General features: G+C 64.7%; 20 protein-coding genes. 6 read left to right on the top strand and 14 right to left on the bottom strand.

Annotation, left to right across the window (positions count from 1 at the left end; genetic code table 11):
• Position 1 precedes the first annotated feature (1 nt).
• On the bottom strand, positions 2–868 hold the full coding sequence (locus tag DM374_RS13630) for an HDOD domain-containing protein (protein WP_110970311.1): 867 nt from the start codon (positions 866–868) through the stop codon (positions 2–4).
• Positions 869–1,023: 155 nt separating this feature from the next.
• Here DM374_RS13630 and DM374_RS13625 point away from each other — a divergent pair, with 155 nt between their 5' ends.
• The gene (locus tag DM374_RS13625) at positions 1,024–2,220 is read left to right on the top strand and encodes a class I SAM-dependent rRNA methyltransferase (protein ID WP_110970310.1); all 1,197 of its coding nucleotides are present in this window, start codon (positions 1,024–1,026) and stop codon (positions 2,218–2,220) included.
• A gap of 67 nt (positions 2,221–2,287) precedes the next feature.
• Here the strand turns inward: DM374_RS13625 and DM374_RS13620 are convergent, their stop codons facing one another.
• On the bottom strand, positions 2,288–2,770 hold the full coding sequence (locus DM374_RS13620) for a DUF2867 domain-containing protein (RefSeq protein ID WP_157969695.1): 483 nt from the start codon (positions 2,768–2,770) through the stop codon (positions 2,288–2,290).
• A gap of 338 nt (positions 2,771–3,108) precedes the next feature.
• Between DM374_RS13620 and ilvD the strand changes: the two genes are divergently transcribed.
• Positions 3,109–4,950, top strand: a complete 1,842-nt coding sequence (gene ilvD / locus DM374_RS13615; RefSeq protein WP_110970308.1) for a dihydroxy-acid dehydratase — start codon at positions 3,109–3,111, stop codon at positions 4,948–4,950.
• A gap of 91 nt (positions 4,951–5,041) precedes the next feature.
• Here ilvD and DM374_RS13610 read toward each other — a convergent pair whose 3' ends face one another.
• The 4 genes from DM374_RS13610 to DM374_RS13595 all read right to left on the bottom strand — a co-directional run bounded on the left by DM374_RS13610 (position 5,042) and on the right by DM374_RS13595 (position 10,345).
• Positions 5,042–7,456, bottom strand: a complete 2,415-nt coding sequence (locus tag DM374_RS13610) for a TonB-dependent siderophore receptor (RefSeq protein ID WP_110970307.1) — start codon at positions 7,454–7,456, stop codon at positions 5,042–5,044.
• Positions 7,457–7,588: 132 nt separating this feature from the next.
• Positions 7,589–8,533: a FecR family protein gene (locus DM374_RS13605; RefSeq protein ID WP_110970306.1), complete on the bottom strand. Its 945-nt coding sequence runs from the start codon at positions 8,531–8,533 to the stop codon at positions 7,589–7,591.
• Positions 8,534–8,562: 29 nt separating this feature from the next.
• Positions 8,563–9,093: an RNA polymerase sigma factor gene (locus DM374_RS13600; RefSeq protein ID WP_095156371.1), complete on the bottom strand. Its 531-nt coding sequence runs from the start codon at positions 9,091–9,093 to the stop codon at positions 8,563–8,565.
• 196 nt (positions 9,094–9,289) lie between these two features.
• Positions 9,290–10,345 (bottom strand): HAD family hydrolase, encoded by a 1,056-nt coding sequence (locus DM374_RS13595; protein WP_110970305.1) that lies wholly within the window; start codon positions 10,343–10,345, stop codon positions 9,290–9,292.
• Positions 10,346–10,588: 243 nt separating this feature from the next.
• On the opposite strand from DM374_RS13595, the gene DM374_RS13590 reads away from it, so the two are divergent.
• Positions 10,589–11,980, top strand: a complete 1,392-nt coding sequence (locus tag DM374_RS13590) for an L-cystine transporter (protein ID WP_110970304.1) — start codon at positions 10,589–10,591, stop codon at positions 11,978–11,980.
• Positions 11,981–12,091: 111 nt separating this feature from the next.
• On the opposite strand, the gene DM374_RS13585 is transcribed toward DM374_RS13590, so the two are convergent.
• Positions 12,092–12,610, bottom strand: a complete 519-nt coding sequence (locus DM374_RS13585; RefSeq protein WP_095156375.1) for a dihydrofolate reductase — start codon at positions 12,608–12,610, stop codon at positions 12,092–12,094.
• A gap of 77 nt (positions 12,611–12,687) precedes the next feature.
• Between DM374_RS13585 and DM374_RS13580 the strand changes: the two genes are divergently transcribed.
• Positions 12,688–14,067 carry a DUF2868 domain-containing protein gene (locus DM374_RS13580; RefSeq protein WP_110970303.1) on the top strand — a complete coding sequence of 460 codons (1,380 nt, stop codon included), beginning with the start codon at positions 12,688–12,690 and terminating at the stop codon, positions 14,065–14,067.
• Positions 14,060–15,424 carry a GTPase/DUF3482 domain-containing protein gene (locus DM374_RS13575; RefSeq protein WP_110970302.1) on the top strand — a complete coding sequence of 455 codons (1,365 nt, stop codon included), beginning with the start codon at positions 14,060–14,062 and terminating at the stop codon, positions 15,422–15,424. The genes DM374_RS13580 and DM374_RS13575 overlap by 8 nt, the downstream gene beginning before the upstream one ends.
• 164 nt (positions 15,425–15,588) lie before the next feature.
• Here DM374_RS13575 and DM374_RS13570 read toward each other — a convergent pair whose 3' ends face one another.
• The 6 genes from DM374_RS13570 to DM374_RS13545 form a co-directional block, all read right to left on the bottom strand.
• On the bottom strand, positions 15,589–16,716 hold the full coding sequence (locus DM374_RS13570; RefSeq protein WP_110970301.1) for a TIGR03364 family FAD-dependent oxidoreductase: 1,128 nt from the start codon (positions 16,714–16,716) through the stop codon (positions 15,589–15,591).
• Between the two features lie 109 nt (positions 16,717–16,825).
• Positions 16,826–17,851: a putative 2-aminoethylphosphonate ABC transporter substrate-binding protein gene (locus DM374_RS13565; RefSeq protein ID WP_110970300.1), complete on the bottom strand. Its 1,026-nt coding sequence runs from the start codon at positions 17,849–17,851 to the stop codon at positions 16,826–16,828.
• Positions 17,852–17,897: 46 nt separating this feature from the next.
• Positions 17,898–19,622 carry a putative 2-aminoethylphosphonate ABC transporter permease subunit gene (locus tag DM374_RS13560; protein WP_110970299.1) on the bottom strand — a complete coding sequence of 575 codons (1,725 nt, stop codon included), beginning with the start codon at positions 19,620–19,622 and terminating at the stop codon, positions 17,898–17,900.
• Position 19,623: 1 nt separating this feature from the next.
• Entirely contained in the window at positions 19,624–20,688 is a 1,065-nt protein-coding gene (locus DM374_RS13555; RefSeq protein WP_110970298.1) for a putative 2-aminoethylphosphonate ABC transporter ATP-binding protein, read from the bottom strand.
• Between the two features lie 209 nt (positions 20,689–20,897).
• The gene (locus DM374_RS13550) at positions 20,898–21,767 is read right to left on the bottom strand and encodes a LysR family transcriptional regulator (RefSeq protein ID WP_110970297.1); all 870 of its coding nucleotides are present in this window, start codon (positions 21,765–21,767) and stop codon (positions 20,898–20,900) included.
• 8 nt (positions 21,768–21,775) lie between these two features.
• A complete protein-coding gene (locus DM374_RS13545) occupies positions 21,776–24,061 on the bottom strand; it encodes a heavy metal translocating P-type ATPase (protein ID WP_110970296.1) in 2,286 nt (761 codons plus the stop codon).
• Positions 24,062–24,145: 84 nt separating this feature from the next.
• On the opposite strand from DM374_RS13545, the gene cadR reads away from it, so the two are divergent.
• The gene (gene cadR, locus DM374_RS13540; RefSeq protein WP_110970295.1) at positions 24,146–24,589 is read left to right on the top strand and encodes a Cd(II)/Pb(II)-responsive transcriptional regulator; all 444 of its coding nucleotides are present in this window, start codon (positions 24,146–24,148) and stop codon (positions 24,587–24,589) included.
• A 112-nt stretch (positions 24,590–24,701) separates the two neighbouring features.
• On the opposite strand, the gene DM374_RS13535 is transcribed toward cadR, so the two are convergent.
• Complete coding sequence (locus DM374_RS13535) at positions 24,702–25,673, bottom strand: thymidylate synthase (protein WP_110970294.1); 972 nt, start codon at positions 25,671–25,673, stop codon at positions 24,702–24,704.
• Between the last annotated feature and the right edge of the window lie 8 nt (positions 25,674–25,681).

Below are 25,681 nucleotides of genomic sequence, written 5' to 3'. Positions count from 1 at the left end.
ATCAATGGCTGCCCAGTTCGCGGATGGTTTGCTTGAGGCTCTCGAAGTCGTATTCCGACAGGCCGATATAGTCCAGCACCAGGTGCCCGACGGTATTCCATTCGTGGTCCACGCTCTGGTTGCCCAGCACCCGGTGCGATGCGCAGATGTGCTCGGCCATCTTCAGGATCGCCAGCAGGTTCTTCAGCGGTGCACTGCGCGGCGAGTCGTCGCTGAACACCGCCAGGGCGTTGTGGTGGTTGGCGATGGCGGTGCTGACATGCTCCGGCAGGCGCCAGGACTTGGCCGTGTAGTAGCCCACCACCGCATGGTTGGTGTTGAACACCTGGTTCTCGGTGTCCACCACCCGCTGGTGATCGCCAGCACTGGCGTAGGCGTCTTCCAGCACGCTCATGTATTCAGGGAAGCGCTTGAGCATCAGCGGCACGCCGCAATCGTGGAACAGACCCAACGCGTAAGCCTCGTCCACCGCCTGGGAGCCAAAGCGCTTGGCCAGGGTCAGGCTGGTCATCGCCACGTCCTGGGCCGTATCCCAGAAACGGTTGAGGGTGACGATGGTTTCATCGCTCATCTCGCCCTTGATCGACTGAGCGTTGATGAGGTTGATGATCGAACGGCTGCCCAGCAGGTTCACCGCGCGCTGGATCGAGGCGATCTTGTTGGTCAGGCCGTAATACGGCGAGTTGACGATCTTCAGCAACGCGCCAGACAGGCCAGGGTCCTGGGAAATCAGCTTGGCGATCACCTCAAGGTCGGGATCGGGCATGTACTGCTCCATCTGCAGGTCCACCATGATCTGCGGTTGGGGCGGGACGCTGATGCCTTGCAAGGCTTGCTGGATCTGTTCGGCGGTTAGTTCCGGGGTCATAAATTCACACTCGCGGCTGACGGGGAATTCTAACCTGATCAGTACAGCGAGGCGCCACGCAAAATACCGGCCGCTGGCCTGCAATTTGTCGCGCCGGCGCAGTGCTCGCCTGGTCGACAGGCTATACTCCCGCTCTTTTTTCCCGGAGCGACGTCATGTCCCTGCCCACCCTTCGCCTCAAAGCCAACGCTGACCGCCGCCTGCGCGCTGGCCACCTGTGGGTCTACAGCAACGAAATCGACGTCGCCGCCACCCCGCTGCATGGCTTCAAGGCCGGCGACCAGGCCATTCTGGAAACCGCGGGCGGCAAGGGCCTGGGCATCGTCGCCCTGAGCCCGAACAACCTGATCTGCGCCCGCCTGCTGTCGCGCGACGTCAAGCTGGCACTGGACAAATCGCTGCTGGTACACCGCCTGAACGTCGCCCTGTCGCTGCGCGAGCGCCTGTTCGACAAGCCGTTCTATCGCCTGGTCTACGGCGATTCCGACCTGCTGCCGGGCCTGGTGGTCGACCGTTTCGGCGACATTCTCGTGGTGCAACTGGCCTCGCCGGCCATGGAGCGTCACCGCGATGACGTCCTCGCCGCGCTGATCCAGGTGCTCAAGCCGAGCGGCGTGCTGTTCAAGAACGACTCGTCCGCCCGCGATGCCGAAGGTCTGGAGCGTTATGTCGAGACCGCCTACGGCGAAGTGCCGGAATGGGTTGCGCTGGAAGAGAACGGCGTGAAGTTCGAAGCGCCGGTGATGGAAGGCCAGAAGACCGGCTGGTTCTACGACCACCGCATGAACCGCGCGCGCCTGGCGCCGTACGTCAAGGGCAAGCGCGTGCTTGATCTGTTCAGCTACATCGGCGGCTGGGGCGTGCAGGCTGCGGCCTTCGGCGCCAGCGAAGTGTTCTGCGTCGACGCCTCGAGCTTCGCCCTCGATGGCGTAGAGCGCAATGCCGCGCTGAACGGCTTCGCCGAGAAAATGACCTGCATCGAAGGCGACGTGTTCGCCGCGCTGCGCGAGCTGAAGGCTTCGGAAGAGCGCTTCGACGTGATCGTCGCCGACCCGCCCGCCTTCATCAAACGCAAGAAAGACCTGAAAAACGGCGAAGGCGCCTACCGTCGCCTGAACGAACAGGCCATGCGCCTGCTCAGCAAGGACGGCATCCTGGTCAGCGCATCGTGCTCGATGCACCTGCCGGAAGACGACCTGCAGAACATCCTGCTCACCAGCGCCCGCCACCTGGACCGCAACATCCAGCTCCTCGAGCGCGGCGGCCAGGGCCCGGACCACCCGGTACACCCGGCAATCCCGGAAACCCGCTACATCAAGAGCATCACCTGCCGCCTGCTGCCTAACAGCTGAGTGCGTCGCTGAAATGAAAAATCCCGGCCTGGTGCCGGGATTTTTTATGAGCGCGAATCGTGTCGGACTAGATCCTGCCCAACATCGACCTCACCACCCGCCGATGAAACGGCGCGATCAGGCGCATGTAGAAGCGCCCCAGTGCATTGTGCGGTTCGACGATGGAGGTCAGGCTGAGTTGGTTGTTGGGGTCCAGGTGCACGGAAATCAGTACATCCAGGTGGCTGTCCTTGAGCGACAGCACCAGTTCCTTGTCCGTCACTGCGGCGATCTGGAAGAAGTCGAGGTTGTCGCCGACCCGCGGGGTCTGCTGCTCGCGCAGGTTGAAGCCGGCGACCGGCTTGAGGCCGAAGGGCCGGACCAGCATGTCGCGCAGGCGGATTGCCTTGTTGACCCAATCGGGCACCGCGCGGCTCATGCGCTGGTAGGCGTCCAGCGCGGTCAGGCCCTGTTCGGGGGTTACCCGGCGGGCGAAGCAATCGAAGAACCAGGCCGTTGTGGAGAGCATGCGCAGGACGCTGCTGGCGGGAACATCGGCAGGGTGGACCATAAATTCCTCCATGGAAGTCCAGGACGAGAAGCCGATCACGGTAGCGCCCCGTCGCCCGGAAAGCGAGCCCGACCAAAAAAGGGCTTGTCTGCGACACAAAGCGCCTTGCCGCGCGCGCCAACTGTCTATTGCGCCATTCCCTAAGCCCGCCAGCGGTGTAGAATCGGCCTATTCATCGCCAGTCATCCCCCGGCGGGTTTATGAGCTCTGGCCGAGCGCACGGCGATCCCGCGGCGTCTTCGGCTTCATCCGTACCAGCGGCCACCTGCCTTGCGGTACCACGGACAAGAGAAGCTCACTCCCCTCATTGATACCGGATTAGCCGCCAGGAGTGCTTCATGCCTGATTACCGTTCCAAAACGTCCACCCACGGCCGCAACATGGCCGGTGCCCGCGCGCTGTGGCGCGCCACCGGTATGAAGGACGAGGACTTCAAGAAGCCGATCATCGCGATCGCCAACTCGTTCACCCAGTTCGTCCCGGGCCACGTGCACCTGAAGGACCTGGGCCAACTGGTCGCCCGCGAAGTGGAACGCGCCGGTGGCGTGGCGAAGGAATTCAACACCATCGCGGTGGATGACGGCATCGCCATGGGCCACGACGGCATGCTCTATTCGCTGCCGAGCCGCGAGATCATCGCCGACTCCGTCGAGTACATGGTCAACGCCCACTGCGCCGACGCCATCGTCTGCATCTCCAACTGCGACAAGATCACCCCCGGCATGCTGATGGCGTCCCTGCGCCTGAACATCCCGGTGATCTTCGTCTCCGGCGGCCCGATGGAAGCCGGCAAGACCAAACTGGCCAGCCACGGCCTCGACCTGGTCGACGCCATGGTCATCGCCGCCGACTCCACCGCCAGCGACGAGAAAGTCGCCGAGTACGAGCGCAGCGCCTGCCCTACGTGCGGTTCGTGCTCCGGCATGTTCACCGCCAACTCGATGAACTGCCTGACCGAAGCCCTGGGCCTGTCGCTGCCAGGCAACGGTTCGACCCTGGCGACTCACTCCGACCGCGAGCAGTTGTTCCTGACCGCCGGCCGTACCATCGTCGAGCTGTGCAAACGCTACTACGGCGAGAACGATGAGAGCGTGCTGCCGCGTAATATCGCCAGCTTCAAGGCGTTCGAAAACGCCATGACCCTGGACATCGCCATGGGCGGTTCGACCAACACCATTCTGCACTTGCTGGCCGCTGCCCAAGAGGCCGAGCTGGCCTTCGACCTGCGCGACATCGATCGCCTGTCGCGCAAAGTGCCGCAACTGTGCAAGGTCGCGCCGAACATCCAGAAGTACCACATGGAAGACGTCCATCGCGCCGGTGGCATCATCAGCATCCTCGGTTCGCTGGCCCGTGGCGGCCTGCTGCACACCGACGTGCCGACCGTGCACACGCGCAGCCTGGAAGAAGCCATCGCCAAGTGGGACATCACCCAGACCGATGACGAAGCGGTGCACCACTTCTTCAAGGCCGGCCCGGCCGGTATCCCGACCCAGACCGCGTTCAGCCAGTCGACCCGTTGGGAAACCCTGGATGACGACCGTGAGAACGGCTGCATCCGCAGTGTCGAGCACGCCTACTCGCAAGAAGGCGGCCTGGCCGTGCTGTACGGCAACATCGCACTGGACGGCTGCGTGGTGAAAACCGCGGGCGTCGATGAGTCGATCCACGTGTTCGAAGGCAACGCGAAGATCTTCGAAAGCCAGGACAGCGCGGTGCGCGGCATCCTCGCCGACGAAGTGAAGGAAGGCGACATCGTCATCATTCGCTATGAAGGCCCGAAAGGCGGCCCGGGCATGCAGGAAATGCTGTACCCGACGTCGTACCTGAAGTCCAAGGGCCTGGGCAAAGCCTGTGCCCTGCTGACCGACGGACGTTTCTCCGGCGGTACTTCGGGCCTGTCCATCGGCCACGCCTCGCCGGAAGCTGCTGCTGGCGGCGCCATCGGCCTGGTACAGGACGGCGACAAGGTACTGATCGACATTCCGAACCGCTCGATCAACCTGTTGATCAGCGACGAAGAACTGGCGGCGCGCCGTGTGGTTCAGGACCAGAAAGGCTGGAAACCGGTGGAACAGCGTCCGCGCAAAGTGACCACTGCGCTGAAAGCCTACGCCCTGCTGGCCACCAGTGCCGACAAGGGTGCGGTGCGTGACAAGGCTCTGCTCGACGGGCTGTGAGTCGTAGAGCGGAATGAAAAAACCGGCGCCCTTGGGTGCCGGTTTTTTTATGGGGTCTTCAAGGGCTTCATCGTTGCGATTGGGGCCTCACTCAGTAACTGGCCCGCACAGTAAAGGTGAGATTGCGCGGCTCACCATAGAAGTTCGACCCCCACGGGCTGTCCACCCGCTCGTAATACTTGCGGTCGAACAGGTTGTTGCCGGTCAGCTTCACCGACAGGTTCTGGTTGACCTTGTACCCCACCTGCGCCGTGGCAATGGCGTAGCCGCCCTGCTCGAAGTCGACATTGCGCCGGTAGTACGTCGCACTCACCGCCCGCACACCGCCGCCGATGCTGAAGTCCTTCAACGGCCCATCGCTGAACTCGTAATCGGTCCACAGGTTGACGTTGTGCTTCGGCGTGATGGTGCTGAAGGTGCTGCCCTTCTCATCGTCGGTGCCGGTCAGCGCCTTGGTCATGGTGTAGGCATAACCGGCCACCACGCTCCAGTTGTCGGTCAGGTTGCCGCTCAGTTCGGTTTCCCAGCCCTGGCTACGAACCTTGCCTTGCGCCCTGTAGTACTGAGCACCCGACACCAGTTCGGCACGGTTTTCGTCGTAGAGCCGGAACACCGCGATGCTGCCGTTGAGCCGCCCGTCGAAGAATTCACGCTTGAGGCCCAGCTCGTACTGCTCGCCTTCGCGCGGCGCGATCACCTTGTTGTCCGCATCGATATTGGACTGCGGCTTGAAGACCTTGGTGTAACTGGCATACGCCGACAATTCCGGGGTCAGCTTGTAAACCAACGCGCCGTAAGGGATGAACTTGCGGTTGATGTTGGTCTCGGTCTCGCCGAACTGGTTGAAGTAGGCGTTGGCGTTTTTGCCCTCGCTTTCGAACCAAGTCACCCGGCTGCCCAGAATCACGTCCAGCTCATCTGTCGCGGCGATCTTGGTGCGCCCGTAGATCCCGTACTGGCGCGAGGTCGACCAGGTGCCGTTGTCCATGACGAACTCGCGCTTGGGAATGTCATTGCTGCCCGGATCGAACACGTTGATCGGGAAATACTCACCGCCGCCGTAGGTAAAGTCCTTATTCAGGTGCTGGTATTCGGCCCCGACCGTGAACTCATGGGTGCGACCGAAGGCTTCCACCGGCAAGGTGACGAAGCTGTCCAGGCCCAGACTCTTGATGTGGGTGTAGTAGGAATAGGCGATCGCCCAACTGCCACCGGTGGCCGGGTCCACCGCGTCATCAGTCCAGGTGAAGTTACGGGTCGGCGTCTCGGCATCGCGGTAGGTCAGCGAGGTCTTGAACTGACCGCCGTTGTCCAGGGCATGGTCAACCTCGGCGAAACCTTCCCAGACGCGCTCGTCCAGCTCGTTCCACTTGGCATCGACGAAGGTTGAGCGGCTGACATCCAGCAGCTTGCCGTCGGCATAGGCCGGCAGGCCGAACGCGGGTGTGGAGCGGTTCTTCTGATAGGCGCCGCCCAGCGACAGGGTGGTCGCCGGGGTGATGTCGTATTCCAGCCGGCCGTACAGCATCGGCCGTTCGTTCTGCGCATAGTCGACCCAGGACTTGTTGTCCTCATAAGCGGTGACGAAGCGCCCGCGCAGGCTGCCGTCGGCGTTCAGCGGGCCGGTGACGTCGATGCTGGAGTGGTAGTTGTCCCACGAACCCGCCGACAGCTCGCCCTTCAGACCGAAGGTGCCAAGGGCGCGCTTGCGCACCACGTTGATGGTGCCGCCGGGCTCACCGGAGCCCTGATAAAGACCGGACGGACCACGCAGCACTTCGACGCGGTCGTACATGGCCAGGTCGAAGCTGGTGGCCAGGTCGCCCTGGCCGGTGGCCTGCGAAACGCCGTCGACCTGCACCTGATCCACCAGGAAGCCGCGCATGTACACGTCGTTCAGGCTGGAGCCGGAGTTGTAGCTCTTGATGGTGACGCCGGTCACCTGGCGCATGGCGTCCTGCAGGTTGTTCATGTTCTGGTCGTCCATCCGCTTGCGGGTGACGACCGAGACCGACTGCGGAATGTCCTTGAGCTTCTGCTCGCCCTTGCCGATGGTCAGGGCGCCGGTGGTGTAGGACCGACTGCCTTCGGTGGTGGCGCCGAGCTGATTGGCGTTGACGCTGGTCGCGCCCAGTTGCACGGCGGCGTCATTGCCGACGCGCTTTTCCAGGGTCACGCTGTCGCTGTCGATGTAGCTCGCCGACAGCCCACTGCCCGCCAGCAGGCGAGCCAGCGCCTGGCTCTGTGGATAACTGCCACTGAGGCCCGGCGAGCGCAGCCCTTGGGTAACTTCCGCCCCCACCAGCACTTGCACCCGGGTGACCGCGCTGAACGCGGCCAACGCGCCATCGAGGGACTGCGCCGGAATGTCGAAGCGGTAGACCTGCGCCTGGGCCTCGCTCGCGGCCAGGGTCGGCAGCGCGAAGGTGCCGCTGCCCATGGCAATCGCCAGGCTGAGCAGCGTCGGCAGGCCCGGCAGGTGCCGGCGGGTGGTGGTGTGTTCCATGTGTGGTGCTCCCCCAAAGTCATCGAAATCTTCGAGCGCCGCCGCACTATCTGAGAGTGCTTGCTATTTGCGCCTTCGAGTTCAAGGACGACGGGATTTGGGGAAACCCTGAAACTTTCTGAATTTTTTTCTTCAGCCTTCGCGCAACACCCGCAGATAACCGGTGTATTGCTCGGCGCTCAGGCCCAAGGTGTGTTTCAACGCCTTGAGCACGGCCTCGGGCTTATCGATCTCGAACACCCCGGACACCTTGCGCTGGCGCAGCGCTTCGCCGAAGACCAGAGTCTGGCCTGGCCAGTAGCGGTTCAGCTCGTCCACCACCTCGCCCAGCGGCTGCTGGCGAAACACCAGTTGGCGCTGACGCCAGGCGAACTCGGCGGCGCCGTCGAAATCGAGCACCGCGCTCAGGCGGTGGCCCTGGTAATCGACCGCGCGGCCCGGTTCCAGCAACACCGTCTGTTTGCCATCGGCGCTGACCTGGACTTTGCCCTGGGCCACCCGCACGCGGGTTTGTTCGCCCTGCCGGGCCACGCTGAAGCGAGTGCCGACCACCTTGACCCAGCCTTCGCCGGAGCGGATCACGAAGGGACGCGCGGCGTCGGCACTGACCTCGAACCAGGCTTCGCCGCGCAGCAGCGTCACCCGGCGCTCGTCCTGGCCAAGATCGATCTGCACAGCGGTGTCGGTGTTGAGCTGCAGGTGTGAGCCGTCGGCCAGGTTCAGGCTGCGCGACTCGCCCGTGCCGGTGGCGTAGTCGGCGCGCCAACGGTCAGGCCAGGGGCTTTGCAGGGTCAGCACGGCGACCGCCAGCAGCACCGCGGCGGCGCTGGCCCAGACCCGCAAGCGCGGTTTGCGCCAGCGCGCCCGCTCAGTCTCGCGCATCTGCCGGGCCGGCTCGCGCAGGGCGCCGAGCAGCGCTAACACTTCGTCCCAGGCCTGCGCCTGCGCCGGACCACGGTCCAGCCAGGCGGCGAAGCCTTCCTGGTCCGCCGCGCTGACGTCCTCGGCCCGCAGGCGGTAGTACCAGCCGCTGGCTTCGTCGAACAGCACGTCGTCGGGGACGTCGGGGTGAGTCATGGAGGTGTCCATAGCAGCAAGGAGGCCAGTCATTTCGCCCCCGGCGTGGCGTCGAGCAGGTGGGCCTTGATGAAGGCACGGCAGTCGATCAACGCGCGACGCAATTGGTATTCGACGCTACGGGGAGAAATCTTCAGCCGTTCGCCGATCTCCCTGTAGGAACATTCGTCGACATGATAGAGCAGGAAGATATGCCGGGTCGCCTCGGGCAGGGCCTCGATGGCGGCCTGCATCAGCCGCTGCTCTTGCTGGGTGGCAAGTTGCTCTTCGGCGCCGGGCGCGCTGCATGGCAGGTCTTCGCTGGGCTCGCCGCCGTCGAGGCGCTCGCGGCGAATCATCTGGCGCTGATGATCGCGCACCAGATTGCTGGCGATGGTGAAGAGAAAGGCCGGCAGGTTGTCGACCTTCTTGTCGGCGGGCAACCGCGCCAGGCGCAGAAAGGATTCCTGGGTCAGGTCCGCGGCCACCTGGCTGCTGCCGGTGCGCCGGGCGACAAAGGCTTCGAGTGCTTTCTTCTGCTCGATGAACAGCCGGGCGATCTGCGTGTTCCACGAAGACACGGGCACTTCCTGGTGGGCGGGCTCAAGAGGATGCGCACGCTAGCAGAGGATGAGAGGTATTCGCAATTGGTATTGTTTTGTGTTGGCTCCGAGGGCCTCATCGCTGCGGTTCGACGCCCTGACAAGCCAGTTCCCACAAGTACGGTGCATACAGTGCCTGTGGGAGCTGGCTCGCCAGCGATCAGGCCAGTGAGACCTACTGAATTTCTTCAGGCGTCACCACCACCCAATTCTTGTCCGCCGTCACCGGCAACCCTTCCCTGGCCTGGGCCGCCGCGTGCTTGGCCATCATCCCGTTGATCTGGTCCATGTACTTGGCCTTGCGGTTGATCCACAAATGAACCCCGCCCTTGGCCACATCGACGCTGTGAAACAGCATGTAGCCGTCGCTGCTCGGGGTGTCACCGCCCACCAGCACCGGTTTTTTCCACTCATCGATGTAGGTGAGGATCGCCGCCTGCTTGCCTGCCATCCAGGTGGCCGGGGTCCACAGGTACGGGGTCAGTTCCAGGCCGAGGTTGGCGGCGGGATCGTACTGGCCGGCGCTGATCTGCTTGCGCGCGGTGGTCAGCGCGCCGCTGGCGCGGTCCTTGAGCAACAGGCTGACGCCGATGACGTTCTGCGGCTTCACGTTGTAACCGTACTTCGGATCGGCAGCGACCATTCGCACCAGCTCTTCGGAAGCCGCAGTCATCACATAGACCTCGATACCGTTCTCCATCAGCTTGTTGAACAGTTCGGTCTGCCCGGTGAACACCTTGGGCGGCTGCACCTCGATGGACTTGACCTGATCGCCCTCGAAATAGGTGCTCGGCACTGGCTTGCCCGACGCCATCAGCTCATCGACGTAGCCTTTGAGTTCCTTGAGGGTGAAGCCGGAAAACACCTGCGCGACCCACGGGTAACAGACCATGTCGTCGATTTCGCAGAGGCGGTAGTAGTAACTGAACAGGCTTTCCTTGTGCTCGGCGGTGTCCTTGAACGGGATCAGCTTGAGCGAGGGGTCGAGCTTGTCGCGGGTCAGCAGGCCTTTGTTCTCCATGAACGGCAGCAGCGACTCTTCGAGGTCGAAGCGGTAACTGGTGTTGTCCATGTCGAACACCGCGTAGTTACCTTTGTGGGCATTGGCGGCGATCATCGCGTCGAGCTGCTTCGCGGCCGGAGCCGGCCAGTGTTTCAACTCCACCGCCAGCGTCTGCCCGGCGAACAGCAGGGCCAGGCCGGCGGCGAGGATTTTCGGAGCGGACGTCATATGCGGGTCTCCTGCAAAAGGGTCCGCTCCACCCTAAGCAGTCCCTTGATCCAGCCCCGCTCTGACAGCGACCCTGGCAACGGCCTCAACGGCAGCCACTTGCCCAAAAACGACCTGCTGTTATTCCAAAAACGACTCAAGTAATTCCATATCGATATAAAGTCCTTTGTTTTCAGACTGTTAGCATTTTCGATTCAGCCACCGCCCACAGAGGCGATGCGTGTCGTTTTTTCTGGAGCTTCAATGAACCTGCCGCTGTTTCTCAATCTGCTGGTGTTCCTGGCGTTGCTGCTGGGCCTGGCTCAAACCCGTCATGGCAACTGGAGCCTGGCCAAGAAAGTGCTGGTCGGCCTGGTGCTGGGCGTGTTGTTCGGCGCCGCGCTGCATGCGATCTACGGCGCCGGCAACCCGGTACTCAAAGCCACCATCGGCTGGCTCGACCTGGTCGGCAACGGTTACGTGCAACTGCTGCAAATGATCGTCATGCCGCTGATCTTCGTCTCGATCCTCGGCGCCGTGGCGCGGCTGCACAATGCATCGTCGCTGGGCCGGATCAGCGTGCTGACCATCGGCACGCTGCTGTTCACCACCGCGATCGCCGCGCTGATCGGCATCGTCCTGACCAACCTGTTCGGCCTGAGCGCCGAAGGGCTGGTGGCCGGCACGCAGGAAACCGCGCGCCTGCAAGTGATCCAGAGCGATTACGCGGGCAAGGTCGCCGACCTGAACATCCCGCAACTGCTGCTCTCGTTCATCCCGAGCAACCCGGTGGGCGACCTGGCCCGGGCCCGGCCGACCTCGATCATCGGCGTGGTGATCTTCGCCGCCTTCCTTGGCGTGGCCGCGCTGCAACTGCTCAAGGACGAACCGGAAAAGGGCAACCGCGCCCTCGCCGCCATCGAAACCCTGCAAGCCTGGGTGATGCGCCTGGTGCGCCTGGTGATGAAACTGACCCCGTATGGCGTGCTGGCGCTGATGACCAAAGTGGTCGCCAGTTCGAACCTGGACGACATCCTCAAGCTGGGCAGTTTCGTGGTGGTGTCCTACATCGGCCTGGCGCTGATGTTCGTGGTGCACGGCGTGCTGCTGAGCCTTTCCGGCGTCAACCCGCTGCGCTTCCTGCGCAAGGTCTGGCCGGTGCTGACCTTCGCCTTCACCAGCCGCTCCAGCGCCGCCAGCATTCCGCTGAGCATCGAAGCGCAAACCCGTCGCTTGGGCGTGCCGCAGGCCATCGCCAGCTTCGCCGCCTCGTTCGGCGCCACCATCGGTCAGAACGGTTGCGCCGGGCTGTATCCGGCGATGCTGGCGGTGATGGTCGCGCCGGCAGTCGGCATCGACCCGCTGAATCCGCTCTGGATCGCGACGCTGGTGGCAGTGGTGACCTTGAGTTCGGCCGGGGTGGCCGGTGTGGGTGGCGGGGCGACCTTCGCCGCGTTGATTGTGCTACCGGCGATGGGCTTGCCGGTGGAGCTGGTGGCGCTGCTGATCTCGGTCGAACCGCTGATCGACATGGGCCGCACGGCGTTGAATGTCAGCGGCGCGATGACAGCGGGGACCATCACCAGCCAGATCATGGGGCAGACCGACAAGGCGCTGCTGGCGGCGGATGAGCAGGTGCAGTTGAGTCACTCGTAACTTTTTGAGGGCCTCATCGCTGGCAAGCCAGCTCCCACAGGGTTCTGCGTACCCCGAACCCCGTGGGAGCCGGTCTTGCCGGCGAAAGGGCCGCAGCGCGGCCCCAAGATCTCAGCCCCGCTCCCAAACCTCGAAGTGATACACCGGTTTCCCTTCCTCAGCCGGCGCCTGTTCGCTGGACACCTTGGTCCAGACCCGCTCATCCACCTCGGGAAACCAGGCATCCCCTTCCGGGCTCAACTCCACCCGGGTCAGGTACAAGCGATCCGCCAGTCCCGTCTCCAGCGCCTGCCCGTAAAGCTGCGCGCCGCCGATCAGCATCAGCTCATCCACGCCCTGCTCCGCCGCCCACTGGTCGGCGCGGACGATGGCGTCTTCCAGTGAGGCGAACACCTCGGCGCCTTGCAGTTGCAGCCCGGTCTGGCGGCTGACCACCAGGTTCAGCCGGCCCGGCAGCGGGCGGCCCAGCGAATCCCAGGTCTTGCGACCCATGATGATCGGCTTGCCCAGCGTGGTGGCCTTGAAGTACTTGAAGTCCCCCGGCAAATGCCAGGGCATGCGATTGTCGATGCCGATGACGCGGTTCTCGGCGAGGGCCGCGATCAGGCTGAGAGGGCGTGATGTTTTCATGGCGGCGAGGATAGCAAAGCCCGTTCGCGGATGCCTGGGTTATGCTTCCAGACTGACTCGCTCAACGGAAGCTGTACGTGACTGGACTGACCGACCTGGACAAGCGCTGGCTGACCGAAGCGGTGCGCCTGCGCGAAGAACACACGGGGCCCCTGGAAGACCAGGAAGCCAATCGCCGCGCCCGCCAACAAGGCGGCGACCTCGCCCAGCGCATCGAACACCGCGCCCTCTTCCTGGCCGAACGCGACGGCCTGCGCCAGGCGCTGGAACACTACAAACGCGGGGCCCGTCTGGCCTTGCTGGCGCTGCTGGTTGTGGCGCTGGTCAGCGGCGCCGGGCTGGCCTTTGCCGCGCTCGGCGACGGGCAGCGCCCGGTGAATGTGTTCTGGGCCCTGGGCAGCCTGCTCGGGCTCAATCTCCTTCTACTACTGGGCTGGGCCACCGGCCTTTCCATGGCTGGCGATCAGGGTGCGAGCCTCGGCCGGCTGTGGCTCTGGCTCAGCGAAAAACTCGCCCGCGACGCCAAGGCCGCGCACCTTGCTCCAGCGCTTTTGGTCCTGCTGCAACGCCAGCGCCTGACCCGCTGGCTACTCGGCACGCTGGTCCACGGCCTGTGGTTGCTGGCGTTGCTCGCGGCGCTGGTGTTACTGCTGATGCTGCTCTCGACCCGGCGCTACGGTTTCGTCTGGGAAACCACGCTGCTCCAACCCGACACCTTCGTCAGCCTGACCCAAACCCTCGGCGCCCTGCCGTCCCTGCTCGGTTTCAGCACCCCGGACGCGGCGATGATCCGCGCCAGCGGCGACAGCCAGCCAGCGCTGGAACTGAGCCGTCAGGCCTGGGCCGGCTGGCTGCTCGGCGTGCTGGTGGTCTACGGGATCCTGCCGCGCCTGCTGCTGGCGGCGCTCTGCCTGTGGCGCTGGCGCCAGGGCCGCGCGCGGCTCGCCCTCGACCTCAAACTCCCCGGCTACAGCGCCCTGCGCGAATCGTTGATGCCCAGCAGCGAACGCCTCGGCGTGAACGATGCCGCCCCCGATCAGTTACCGCAGATCGAACGCGGTCAGGACGACGTGCAGCACGACGGCGCGCTGCTGGTCGGCCTGGAACTGGACGATCAACGCCCGTGGCCGCCTGCCCTGCCGGCCTCGGTGACCAACGCCGGCGTGCTGGACAGCCGCGAATCACGCAAGCGCTTGCTGGAACAGCTCAGCCACTTTCCTCCGGCGCGCCTGGCGATTGCCTGCGACCCACGGCGCTCGCCGGATCGCGGCAGCCTCGCGCTGCTCGCCGAGCTGGCGCGCAGCGCCGCGGCCACGCGGATCTGGCTGATGCAGCCGCCACCCGGTCAGGCGCTGGACGCCGAGCGTCTTGGCGACTGGCATCAGGCCCTGGACCAACTGGCCTTGCCCCACGCCGACACGGCACCGTTGAACTGGCTGGAGCACGGTCATGACTAAAGCGCTGAAGCTGGCCGTGGTCGGCCACACCAATGTCGGCAAGACCTCGCTGCTGCGGACCCTGACCCGCGATGTCGGCTTCGGCGAAGTGTCCCATCGCCCCAGCACCACCCGGCATGTCGAAGGCGCGCGGCTGTCGGTGGACGGCCAGCCGCTGCTGGAGCTGTACGACACGCCGGGCCTGGAAGACGCCATCGCCCTGCTCGATTATCTGGAACGTCTGGAACGCCCCGGCGAGCGTCTCGACGGCCCGGCGCGACTCGAACGCTTCCTGCAAAGCAGCGAGGCGCGCCAGCGCTTCGAACAGGAGGCCAAGGTGTTGCGCCAGTTGCAGGCCAGCGACGCCGGGCTCTATGTGATTGACGCCCGCGAGCCGGTGCTGGCCAAGTACCGCGACGAACTGGAAGTGCTCGCCGGCTGCGGCAAGCCGCTGCTGCCGGTGCTCAATTTCGTCGCCAGCAGCGACCACCGCGAACCCGACTGGCGTGAGGCCCTGGCCCGGCTGGGGCTGCACGCGCTGGTGCGTTTCGACAGCGTTGCGCCACCCGAAGACGGCGAGCGACGGCTATACGAAAGCCTCGCCCTGATGCTGGAAAACGCCCGCCCGGCCCTGCAACGGCTGATCGACGACCAGCAGGCGCAACGCCAGCTTCGCCAGCACAGCGGCAAACGCCTGATCGCCGAACTGCTGGTGGATTGCGCAGCGTGCCGGCGCAGTGTGGTGGCCAAGCCGGACGAAGAAGCCGCCGCCGTGCGCGAGCTGCGCGACACCATTCGCCAACGTGAGCAACGCTGCGTCGAAGCACTGCTCAAGCTGTATGCCTTCCGCCGCGAAGACGCCAACACCAGCGACCTGCCGCTGCTGGACGGGCGCTGGGGCGATGACCTGTTCAACCCGGAAACCCTCAAGCAACTGGGCATTCGCCTGGGCGGCGGTGTCGTGGCGGGTGCCGCAGCCGGGGCGGGAATCGACCTCGCGGTCGGCGGCCTGACCCTCGGCGTCGCCGCGCTGGCCGGGGCCATCGCCGGTGGCGCGCTGGGCACGGCGCGCAGCTATGGTTCGCGGTTGCTGGGCAAACTCAAGGGACAACAGGAACTGACCGTGGACGATGCGGTGTTGCGCCTGCTCGCCGTGCGGCAGAAGCAACTGCTGCAAGCGCTGGACAGCCGCGGGCATGCGGCGATGAACCGGATCAAACTGGACACCCCGCCTGACCAGGCCTGGCGCGAAGGGAAGCTGCCGGCGGCGCTGAGCAAGGCGCGGGCGCATCCGCAGTGGTCGTCGTTGAATCCGGGGGCCAGGTTGAGTCAGGCGGAGCGGTTGGAGCAGATTGAAGCGCTGGTACAGGAGATCTGAGCCCGGCTGGAAGCCCCTATCGCTGGCAAGCCAGCTCCCACAGTTACGGCATGCGCTGGACCTTGTGGGAGCTGGCTTGCCAGCGATGAGGCCCTCAACCTGATCGCAAAAGAAGCCCAATGGCCTTTGCCTTGAGCCCCCCCCGCGGGTCCATCACCCGCACCTCACGACACTTCACCCAACAACCGCGCCACATGCCGCTCAGCCAGCGCCGGACCGACGCTCATGCCGACGCCGGTGTGCATCAGCGCCGCGCTGATCCCCGGCGTTACCGGCAGCAACGAGAACGGCCCCGGACCACCCGAGCCATAAACGCCCTGCCAGCGCTCGACCACTTCGATGCGCCCGCCAAGGGTGTGCTCGGCGAGTTCGATCATCCAGTTGTCCACCTGCTCGGCGTTGAACGGCGAGGCATCGCTGCCGTAGGCGTGGGAGTCGCCGATGATCAACTCGCCGTGGGGCGTGGGGCTGATCAGCAGGTGGATGCCGTGCTCCAGTAGATGGGGGCTGTGGGACTGGACCCGCTCGCGCAAAGCAGCAGCCTGCGGCAGGTCGGCGTAGGCGCCGTAATGCAGGCAGCTCAGGCCGGTGAGCAGCGAGTGCTGCAGGTCTAGCTGGAAGCGTGGCCGGGCGCGGAGCATCTGCAGGCGACAGACCTGCGGTTGCAGCACGGCCATCGGCTCGGCCAGCAGGGTCTGGTAGTCGTGACCGGAGCAGACCACGATCTGCCCGCCACTGAAGGTGCCGGCCGTGGTGCTCAGGCGCCCCGGTTCGATATCCCGGACCAGGGTGGAAAAGTGGAACTCGACACCCATCTGCTCACGCAGCCAGGCCACCAGGGTCGGCAGGGCTTCGCGGGAATAGAGCTGCTGGTCTTCGAGACCATGCAGGGCAGCGCGGTGATGGCTGAAACGTCCGTCGTAGAGGGCGTTGAGTTCAGCACCTTCGAGCAGGCGGGCCGGGTAGCCGTATTCGACCGCGCGGCTTTCGCAGAAGGCTTCCAGCACATCGCGCTCTTGCGCGGTGCGCGCCAGCAGCAGCGAGCCGTTGCGCTTGAGGGCGAAGCCGGCGTGTTCGGCCCAATGGGCCCAGAGAGGACGGCTGGCGCGGGCGAGGTCGAGCATCTGGCCAGGCGGCTGGCCGCTGACCAGCGCCTGGCCGAAGTTGCGCACCGAAGCGCCGAGCGGCGTGGCGCTGCGCTCGAAGACCTTCACCCGCAGGCCGCGACGGGCGGCGGCGTAGGCGTGGGAAAGGCCGAGGATGCCGGCGCCGACAATCAGGAAATCGGTCATTTCAGGCCCTGCAGTGTGATCAGTTCTAAAAAGCATCGCCGGCAAGCCGGCTCCCACAGGTTCGGTGCATGCAGTACCTGTGGGAGCCGGCTTGCCGGCGATGCGGCCATTACTGCTGCGCAACCTTCTCCGACTTGCCGTCATACCGCTTGCGCCACTCGCTCAGAATCTGGTCGCGGTTCTTCGAGGCCCAGGCGAAGTCGTTCTTGATCAGGCGCTGTTCGTAGTCCGCCGGCAGTTCGGTCTGCGCCTTGGCGATGCCCGGCTGGGCCAGCACGGCGAAGTTTTCCTTGTACAGCTCCATCGCCGCAGGGCTGGCGGAGAAGTCGGCCAGACGCTTGGCCGCCGCTTCGTTCGGGGTGCCCTTGATCACGGCGGTAGCCTCGATCTCCCAGCCCAGGCCTTCTTTCGGCAGCACGATGTCCAGCGGCGCGCCCTGGCGCTTGAGCTGCACGGCCGGGTATTCGAAGGAGATGCCGATCGGGAACTCACCTGCGGCTGCCAGCTTGCACGGCTTGGAGCCGGAGTGAACGTACTGGCCGATGTTCTGGTGCAGGGCGTCCATGTAGGCCCAGCCCTGCGGCTCGCCGAAGGTCTGCAGCCAGGCGCTGACGTCGAGGAAACCGGTGCCGGACGAGGCCGGGTTAGGCATGACGATCTTGCCCTTGTACTCAGGCTTGGTCAGGTCCTGCCAGCTCACTGGCTTGCTCAGGCCCTGCTTCTCGGCTTCGACGGTGTTGAAGCAGATGGTCGCAGCCCATACGTCCATGCCGACCCAGGCCGGCGGGTTGGCTGGATCACGGTAATTGCCGCCGATCTTGGCCAGGTCCTTGGGCGCGTAGCTTTGCAGCATGCCTTGCTGATCGAGGATCGCCAGGCTCGATGCGGCCAGGCCCCACACCGCGTCGGCCTGCGGGCGGTCTTTCTCGGCCAGCAGCTTGGCGGTGATGATCCCGGTGGAGTCACGCACCCACTTGATCTCGATGTCCGGGTTGGCCTTTTCGAACGCCTGCTTGTAGCTCTTGAGCTGTTCAGCTTCCAGCGCGGTGTAGACCGTCAACGAGGTCTGGGCGGCGCTGGCCTGCAGGCTGAACGCGGAGAGGACGGCAGCGGCAAGAGCGAGTGGCTTGAACATGATGCGGTTCCTTTGAAGGGACGTTGGTCAGGTTGGGTTGGCGCAATCAATGGCCCGGCGCGCGCTGGCGCCAGGCCTGGGAACGGCTGAGCAGGCCGCGGGAGGCCCAGGCCAGCAGCAGCGATACGGCCGCGCTGGTCAGCAGAATCAAGGTCGACATGGCGGCCGCGCCGCCGACGTTGCCGGCGTCATCCATGTTCAACACGGCGACGGCGGCGAGGATGGTGTCCGGGCTGTAGAGGAAGATCGCCGCCGACACCGTGGTCATCGCCGAGACGAACAGGTAGCGAATGATGTCCAACAACGCCGGCAGGCAGATCGGCACGGTGACCCGCATGAAGTGCCGGTACAGCGGCGCTTTCAGCGACAGCGCAGCGGCTTCGAACTCGCCGTCGAGCTGGCGCAGGGCAGTGGTGGCGGTCATCTGCGCGGTGGTCAGGTAGTGAGCGACCGTGCACATCACCAGCAGCGCCATGGTTCCGTACAGCACATGCAGCGGGTTGCCCGGCAGGTTGAAGAAGAAGACGTAACCCAGGCCCAGCACCAGTCCCGGCACGGCCATTGGCACGAAACTGAGCAGGCGCAGGATCAGGTTGAGGGCGCGCTGGCCGCGGGTCTTCTCCATCAGGTAGGCGCCGCTGAAGATCACCGCGCTGCCGATCAGCGCAGTGCCGACCGCCATGGTCAGGCTGTTGCGGTAGGCCAGCCAGCCACCGCCTGCGGTTTCGTCGAACTGGTAATGCTTGAGTGACAGCGACAGGTTGTAAGGCCAGAACTTCACCAGCGACGAGTACACCGCCATGCCCACCACCAGTAACAGAACGGCGCACACCAGCAGGACAATGGCGAGGAAACAGGCATCGCGACGCCGCGACACTGCCGGCTCGAACACCTGGGCCCGGCCGCTCATGGCCTCGCCCTGACGGCGGCGCAGCCAGGCATCGACGCCGAAGCTGAGCAGCGCCGGGATCAACAGCACCATGCCGATCAGTGCACCGCGACCGAACTGCTGCTGTCCGACCACCGCTTTATAGGCTTCCAGCGCCAGCACCTGATAATCGCCGCCGACCACGACGGGCACGCCGAAGTCGGTGATGGTCAGGGTGAACACCAGGCAGAACGCGGCAAACACGGCCTGGCGGGTGGCCGGCCAGGTAATGCTGTGGAACGCCCGCCACGGCCCGGCGCCCATGCTGGACGCGGCGTCGAACAGGCGCGCATCGGCCAGCGACAAGGCCGACAGCAGAATCATCAGCGCATGCGGGAAGGTGTAGATCGCCTCGCCCAGCACGATGCCCCAGAAACCATAGATGTTGTCGCTGAGCAGCCCGCGCAGCAGGCCCTGGTTACCGAACAGATAGACCAGCGCGATGGCCGGCAACATCGACGGCGCCAGCAACGGCAGCAGGGAAATCCCGCGCCACACGGCTTTGCCCGGAATCAGGGTGCGTTGCAGGGCGTAGGCGAACAGGTAGGCCAGCGGTACGACGATGGCCGCGACGCTGACGGAAACCTTGAGGCTGTTGCCGAGCAACCAGTGGAAGTTCTCGCTGGCGAACAGCGCGCGCGCCGCGACCAGGCCGCCGCCTTGCCCGGCGTCGCCGCTGAAGCCGCGCCAGAAGATCGCCAGCAGCGGCATCAGCACCGAAATGGCGAGGAAGATCAGCAGCAACCATTTACCGCCGACCACGAATAGACGGTCACCGAACGCAACACCGCTGCGCGACCTGGCCTTCGCGTGAGCGATCGGCAGGACGATTGGCGCGGCCATCTCAGGCAAACACCTGGAGGCTGCGCGGCGGAAGCGCCACCCAGATATCTTGCGAGCCCAGTTGCGGCATGGCTTCTGGCGCCACTTCGGCGAGCAGGGCATGACCGGGCAACTGATGCAGCTCGAAACTCATGCGGCAGCGATTGCCGAGGAAGGTGATCTCGCGCAGGCGCGCCGGGAACAGGTTTTCTTCATGCACGATCGGGTTGACGCTGATCGCCTCGGGACGGCAGAACAGCCGACCGCTGCCGCTCGCCCGCGCACCGGGTGCCAGACGCAGGTTGAGGCCGCCGACCTGGGCGTGGCTGTCACTGCAGCGCTGGAACGGCAGCCAGTTGCCCTGGCCGATGAACTCGGCGACGAACGGCGTGGCCGGCTTGTCGTAGATTTCCTGGGCGGTGGCGTACTGCTCGACCTGGCCGTTATTCATCACGGCAATGCGGTCGGCCATCAGCATGGCCTCGTCCTGGTTGTGGGTCACCATCAGGGTGGTGATGCCGAGCTGGCGCTGGAGTTGGCGCAGTTCGGTGCAAAGGTGTTCGCGGACTCGGGCGTCGAGAGCGGACATTGGTTCGTCCAGCAGCAACAGCGAGGGTGCTGGCGCCAAGGCGCGGGCCAGGGCCACACGTTGTTGCTGACCGCCGGAAAGCTGGCCGGGGTATTTCTTCTCGCTGCCGGTCAGGCCCACCAGTTCCAGCATCTGGCCAACGCGCTGGCGCACTTCATTGCGCCCGGCGCCCGCCAGGCCGTAGGCGATATTGGCTTCGACGGTGAGGTTGGGGAACAGCGCGTAGGACTGAAACAGGATGCCGTAGTCACGGGCTTGAGGCGGCAAGGTGGAGATATCACGCTCACCGATGCTCAGTTCGCCGCGGTCCTGGTGCTCAAGCCCGGCGATGCAGCGCAGCAGCGTGGTTTTGCCACAGCCAGATGGGCCAAGCAGGCAGACCAGTTCGCCGGCGGCGACATCGAGCGAGACATCGTTCAGCGCCGTGAACGCGCCGAAGCGCTTGTGGATACCGCGAACGCGCAACTGGGCGCCGGGATTTGCGAGCGTGTTGTTCATGACAGGACCTCACCGTACAGATGAGGGTCATGCTAGGGAGGGTTTAAGAAGGTTCTGTGGCGTTGGGGCAAAAGCTGGTGATAGTGGTATTGGCAGATTTTTGTTGATGCTCGTCCGGGCCTCATCGCTGGCAAGCCAGCGCCCACAGGTATCGAGTGCGCAGCTCAGAACCGTGTGGGAGCCGGCTTGCCGGCGATAGGGCCCTCACGTCAGGAATCGATAGCCGACACTTCCTGCGCCAATCCCAGAAACGCCGCCGGCAACCGCGCCTGACGCCGCTCCTTCAAGCAATACAGATACTCATGCATCACCGGCGCCCCCTCCAGGCAGATCACCCGCAATTCCGGGTTATGCGGCACTTCATGCCGGGCAATGATGCTGATGCCGATGTTCCGGAGCACCGCTTCGCGAATCGATTCGCGGCTACCAATTTCCAGCAAGGCGCCCGGTTTGACGCCGGCGTCTTCCAGCATCTGCTCGGTCAGTTTGCGGGTCGTCGAGCCCTGCTCGCGCATCAGCAGGCAATGCCCGGCCAGCGCCGCCAGAGGCACCGACTCCCGCGACGCCAGCGAATGGCTGCGGTGCACCGCCAGCACCAGCGGATCGGTGCCCAGCACGCGGCGGATCAGCCGGGTGTCTTCCAGCAACTGCGAGGACGCCGCCACATCCACCCGGTAATCCTCCAGCAGTTCCAGCACCTGCTGGGAGTTGCCGATTTCCACCGACACCTCCACCTGCGGCAGGCGTTCGCGGAAGATCTTCACCAGATCGAGGATGTAGTACGGCGCCGTCGCCGCCACCCGCAAGGCGCCCTGCCCCAGCCCGCTGTTGCGCAGGAAGAACTCGATATCGGCCTCTTGCTGCAACAGCGCCTTGACCATCGGCAGCAGCCGCGCGCCGTCTTCGCTCAGCGCCAGACGCCGGCCACCGCGGTAGAACAGTTCGACGCCGTAGCTGCTTTCCAGGTTGCGGATCTGCGTGGTGACGGTGGGCTGGCTGAGCCCGAGCTTCTTCGCGGCAAGGGTGATGCTGCCCAGGCGGGCCACCATGAAGAACGCCTTCAGCTCGGAACTCAACATACAACCTCTTACTTTCTCAACAGCCGGAGCCCGTTGAAGACCACCAGCAGGCTGACGCCCATGTCCGCGAACACCGCCATCCACATGGTGGCCATGCCAGCGAAGGTGATCGCCAGGAAGATCGCCTTGATCCCCAGGGCCAGAACGATGTTCTGCACCAGGATCGCCGCACTTTGCCGCGAGAGCCTGACGAAGGCCGGGATTTTCCGCAAGTCGTCGTCCATCAACGCGACGTCGGCGGTCTCGATGGCGGTGTCGGTGCCGGCTGCGGCCATGGCGAAGCCGATTTCGGCGCGGGCCAGCGCCGGGGCGTCGTTGATACCGTCGCCGACCATGCCGACCCGATGCCCCTTGCCATACAGTTCTTCGATGGCTGCCAGCTTGTCCGCCGGCAGCAGGTTGCCACGGGCTTCGTCGATACCGACCTGGGCGGCAATCGCATCGGCAGTGTGCGGGTTGTCGCCAGTCAGCATAACGGTGCGGATGCCCAGCTCATGCAGTTCGGCGATGGCCTCGCGGCTGCTCTGCTTGACCGTGTCGGCCACGGCGAATAGCGCCAGCGGGCCGGAGCTGTCGAGCAGCAGCACCACGGTCTTGCCCTGGCGCTCCAGTGCGTCGAGTTTTTGTTCCAGTTGCGGCGAGCACAGTCCCAGTTCTTCAACCAACCGGTGATTACCCAGGTGATAGCTCACGCCACCGACCTCACCGCTGACGCCACGCCCCATCAGGGCCTGGAAGTTATCCACAGACTCCAATACCAAGGCGTTTTCCTCGGCGTGCCGGGCGATAGCCATGGACACCGGGTGATCGGAACGCGCGGCAAGGCTGGCAGCGATGCGCTGGGCGCGGTCTTCGAACAGTGTGTCGAGCACCTGCATGTCGGTCTGCACCGGCTTGCCGTGGGTCAGGGTGCCGGTCTTGTCGAGGGCGAGGAAGTCCAGCTTGCGCCCGCCTTCCAGGTACACACCGCCCTTGATCAGAATGCCTTTGCGCGCCGCTGCGGCGAGGCCGCTGACGATGGTCACCGGCGTGGAAATCACCAGTGCACATGGGCAGGCCACCACCAGCAGCACCAGGGCGCGGTAGATCCAGTCGAACCAGGCGCCGGCCATGAACAGCGGCGGAATCACCGCCACTGCCAGGGCGAAGGCGAAGACCGCCGGCGTGTAGATGCGCGAGAACTGATCGACGAAGCGCTGGGTCGGCGCCCGAGCGCCCTGGGCTTCTTCCACGGCGTGGATGATCCGGGCCAGAGTCGATTGCCCGGCGGCGGCGGTGACGCGGTACTCCAGTTCGCCGGACTGGTTGATGGTGCCGGCGAAGACCTTGTCGCCCGAGCCTTTTTCCACCGGCAGGCTTTCACCGGTGATGGGCGCCTGGTCAATCGTGGATTGCCCGCTCAACACCTCGCCGTCCAGCCCGACCCGCTCGCCCGGCCGCAAACGCACCCGAGCACCCAGAGCCACCTGCGCCACCTCGACTTCCCGCCACTGGCCATCGGCCTGCTGCACCGTGGCCACGTCGGGGGTCAATTGCATCAAGCCGCCAATGGCGTTGCGCGCACGGTCCAGCGAACGGGCTTCGATCACTTCGGCGAGGGTGAACAGCACCATCACCATGGCCGCTTCCGGCCATTGGCCGATCAGCACGGCGCCGGTCACGGCGATGCTCATCAGCGCGTTGATATTGAGGTTGCGGTTTTTCAGGGCGATCCAGCCCTTCTTGTAGGTGCCCAGGCCACAGCCGAGGATGGCGGCCAGCGCCAACGCGGCCACCGCCCATTCCGGCGCGGCATTGGTGAAGTGGACGATTTCCGCAGCCACTGCGGCAACGCCGGACAACGCCAGCGGCCACCAGGCCTTCTTCACCGGGGCCGGTGCGGCTTCGTTGGCATCTGCAGTCAACGGCTCAGCGTGCATGCCAAGCGAAGCGATCGCCTGCTCGATGGCCTGAGTGTCGGCAAACGTGTGACGCACGCCGAGGACGCGGTTGATCAGGTTGAACTCAAGCTGCTCGACGCCGTCGAGCTTGCCCAGCTTGTTCTGGATCAGCGTCTGCTCGGTCGGACAGTCCATGGCCTCGATGCGGAAACGGCTGAGCCGGGCGTCGGCACTGGCGCTTTCGCGCAACTGAATCAGCGCCGGAGCTTCAGAAGAGCCGGAGCAGCAACCGTGGGCATGCGCGGCCGGTTTGGGCGCGCAGCAACTGTGCTTATGCTCATGCGCATGATCGTGCTGGCTATGGTCGTGATCGTGTGGCTTTTTGAGTGAATCTGAGCTGACAGGCTGATTCATGAAGGTTTGTCCCTAAATGTCCTGTTGCCAAGTGAACACCCTGTAGCCACTATAGGGTCAAGCAACCTGTCGAGGTATTTGCAGATGAAGATCGGCGAACTGGCCAAGGCCACCGACTGCGCGGTGGAAACCATCCGTTACTACGAGCGTGAAAACCTGCTGCCGGAACCGGCGCGCAGCGACGGCAACTACCGGGTCTACACCCAGGCGCATGTCGAGCGGCTGACCTTCATCCGCAACTGCCGGACGCTGGACATGACCCTCGAAGAAATCCGCAGCCTGCTGCGGCTACGGGACAGCCCGCAAGACCAATGCGAAAGCGTCAACGCGCTGGTGGACGAACATATCGAGCATGTGCAGGCGCGGATCGACGGATTGATGGCGTTGCAGGAGCAGTTGGTGGAACTGCGTCGGCGCTGTCAGGCCGAGGGCGAGCATTGCGCGATTCTGGAGAGGCTGGAGGTGAATGGGGCGGTTTCAGTGCCGGAGACGGAGCATTCGCATGTGGGAAGGAGTCACGGGCATTGAAGCTGGCCACTAATCCCGTGGGAGCTGGCTTGCCAGCGATTGGGCCAGAGCTGACAACGTCATTGCCCTTGGCGGCCTGATCGCTGGCAAGCCAGCTCCCACTGAGGTCGTGTTAAACCGCCATCGGCGCCGTCAGCGGCGGATGGTGCTCATACCCTTCCAGGCTGAAGTCGCTCGGCTCGATTTTCTCCAGCCACTCCGGTTCGTAGACACCGGTCTTGGCGAACTCCGGCACGCGGTCACTGATCACCAGCTTCGGCGCTGCCAGCGGCTCGCGGCGCATCTGCTCGTTGAGCATGTCCAGGTGGTTCTCGTAGACGTGCGCATCACCGATGAAATAGGTGAACCAGCGCGGCGTGTAGCCGGTCAGGCGACCCACCAGCGACAGCAGCGCGGCGCCTTCGGTGAGGTTGAACGGCGTGCCCAGGCCCAGGTCGTTGGAGCGGATGTAGAGGGTCAGGGAAATTTCCTTGGTCTCGACATTCGGGTGGAACTGGTACAGCAGGTGGCACGGCGGCAAAGCCATTTCATCGAGCTGGGCACAGTTCCAGCCGTGGAACAGGATGCGCCGGCTGCCCGGGTCCTTGATGATGGTGTCGACGCACTGGCGAATCTGGTCGATGGCCTTGTACAGCACGACAAAGGCCTCACCGTCTTCCTCGGACTCGGCAATCTGGGCGAAGCCCTGGCTTTGCGCCAGCTCGATAGCTGCCGGATTGCTCAGCGGGATGCGCTTGTACGCCGGCCACTGGCGCCATTGCACGCCGTAGATCTCGCCCAGGTCGTCATGCCCCTGGCGGAACGGGTTGGCCAGCCATTGGGCGTTTTCGTTGGCGTTCTGGTCCCAGACCTTGCAGCCCAGCTCGCGGAACTGCGCGGCGTTCTTCACGCCGCGAAGGAAGCCGACCATCTCGCCAATCGCCGACTTGAACGCCAGCTTGCGCGTGGTGATGGCCGGGAAGCCCTTCTGCAGATCAAAACGCAGCATGGCGCCAGGCAGGCTGATGGTGCGCACGCCGGTGCGGTTTTCCTGCAACGTACCGTTCTCGATAACGTCGCGGACCAGATCCAGATACTGTTTCATAGCGTTCC

Origin of the sequence: Pseudomonas huaxiensis (assembly GCF_003231275.1) — a bacterium.
Classification (GTDB): Bacteria; Pseudomonadota; Gammaproteobacteria; order Pseudomonadales; family Pseudomonadaceae; genus Aquipseudomonas; species Aquipseudomonas huaxiensis.
Note: the sequence above shows the minus strand (reverse complement) of the source record. Positions and strands in the feature narration are given on the sequence as shown.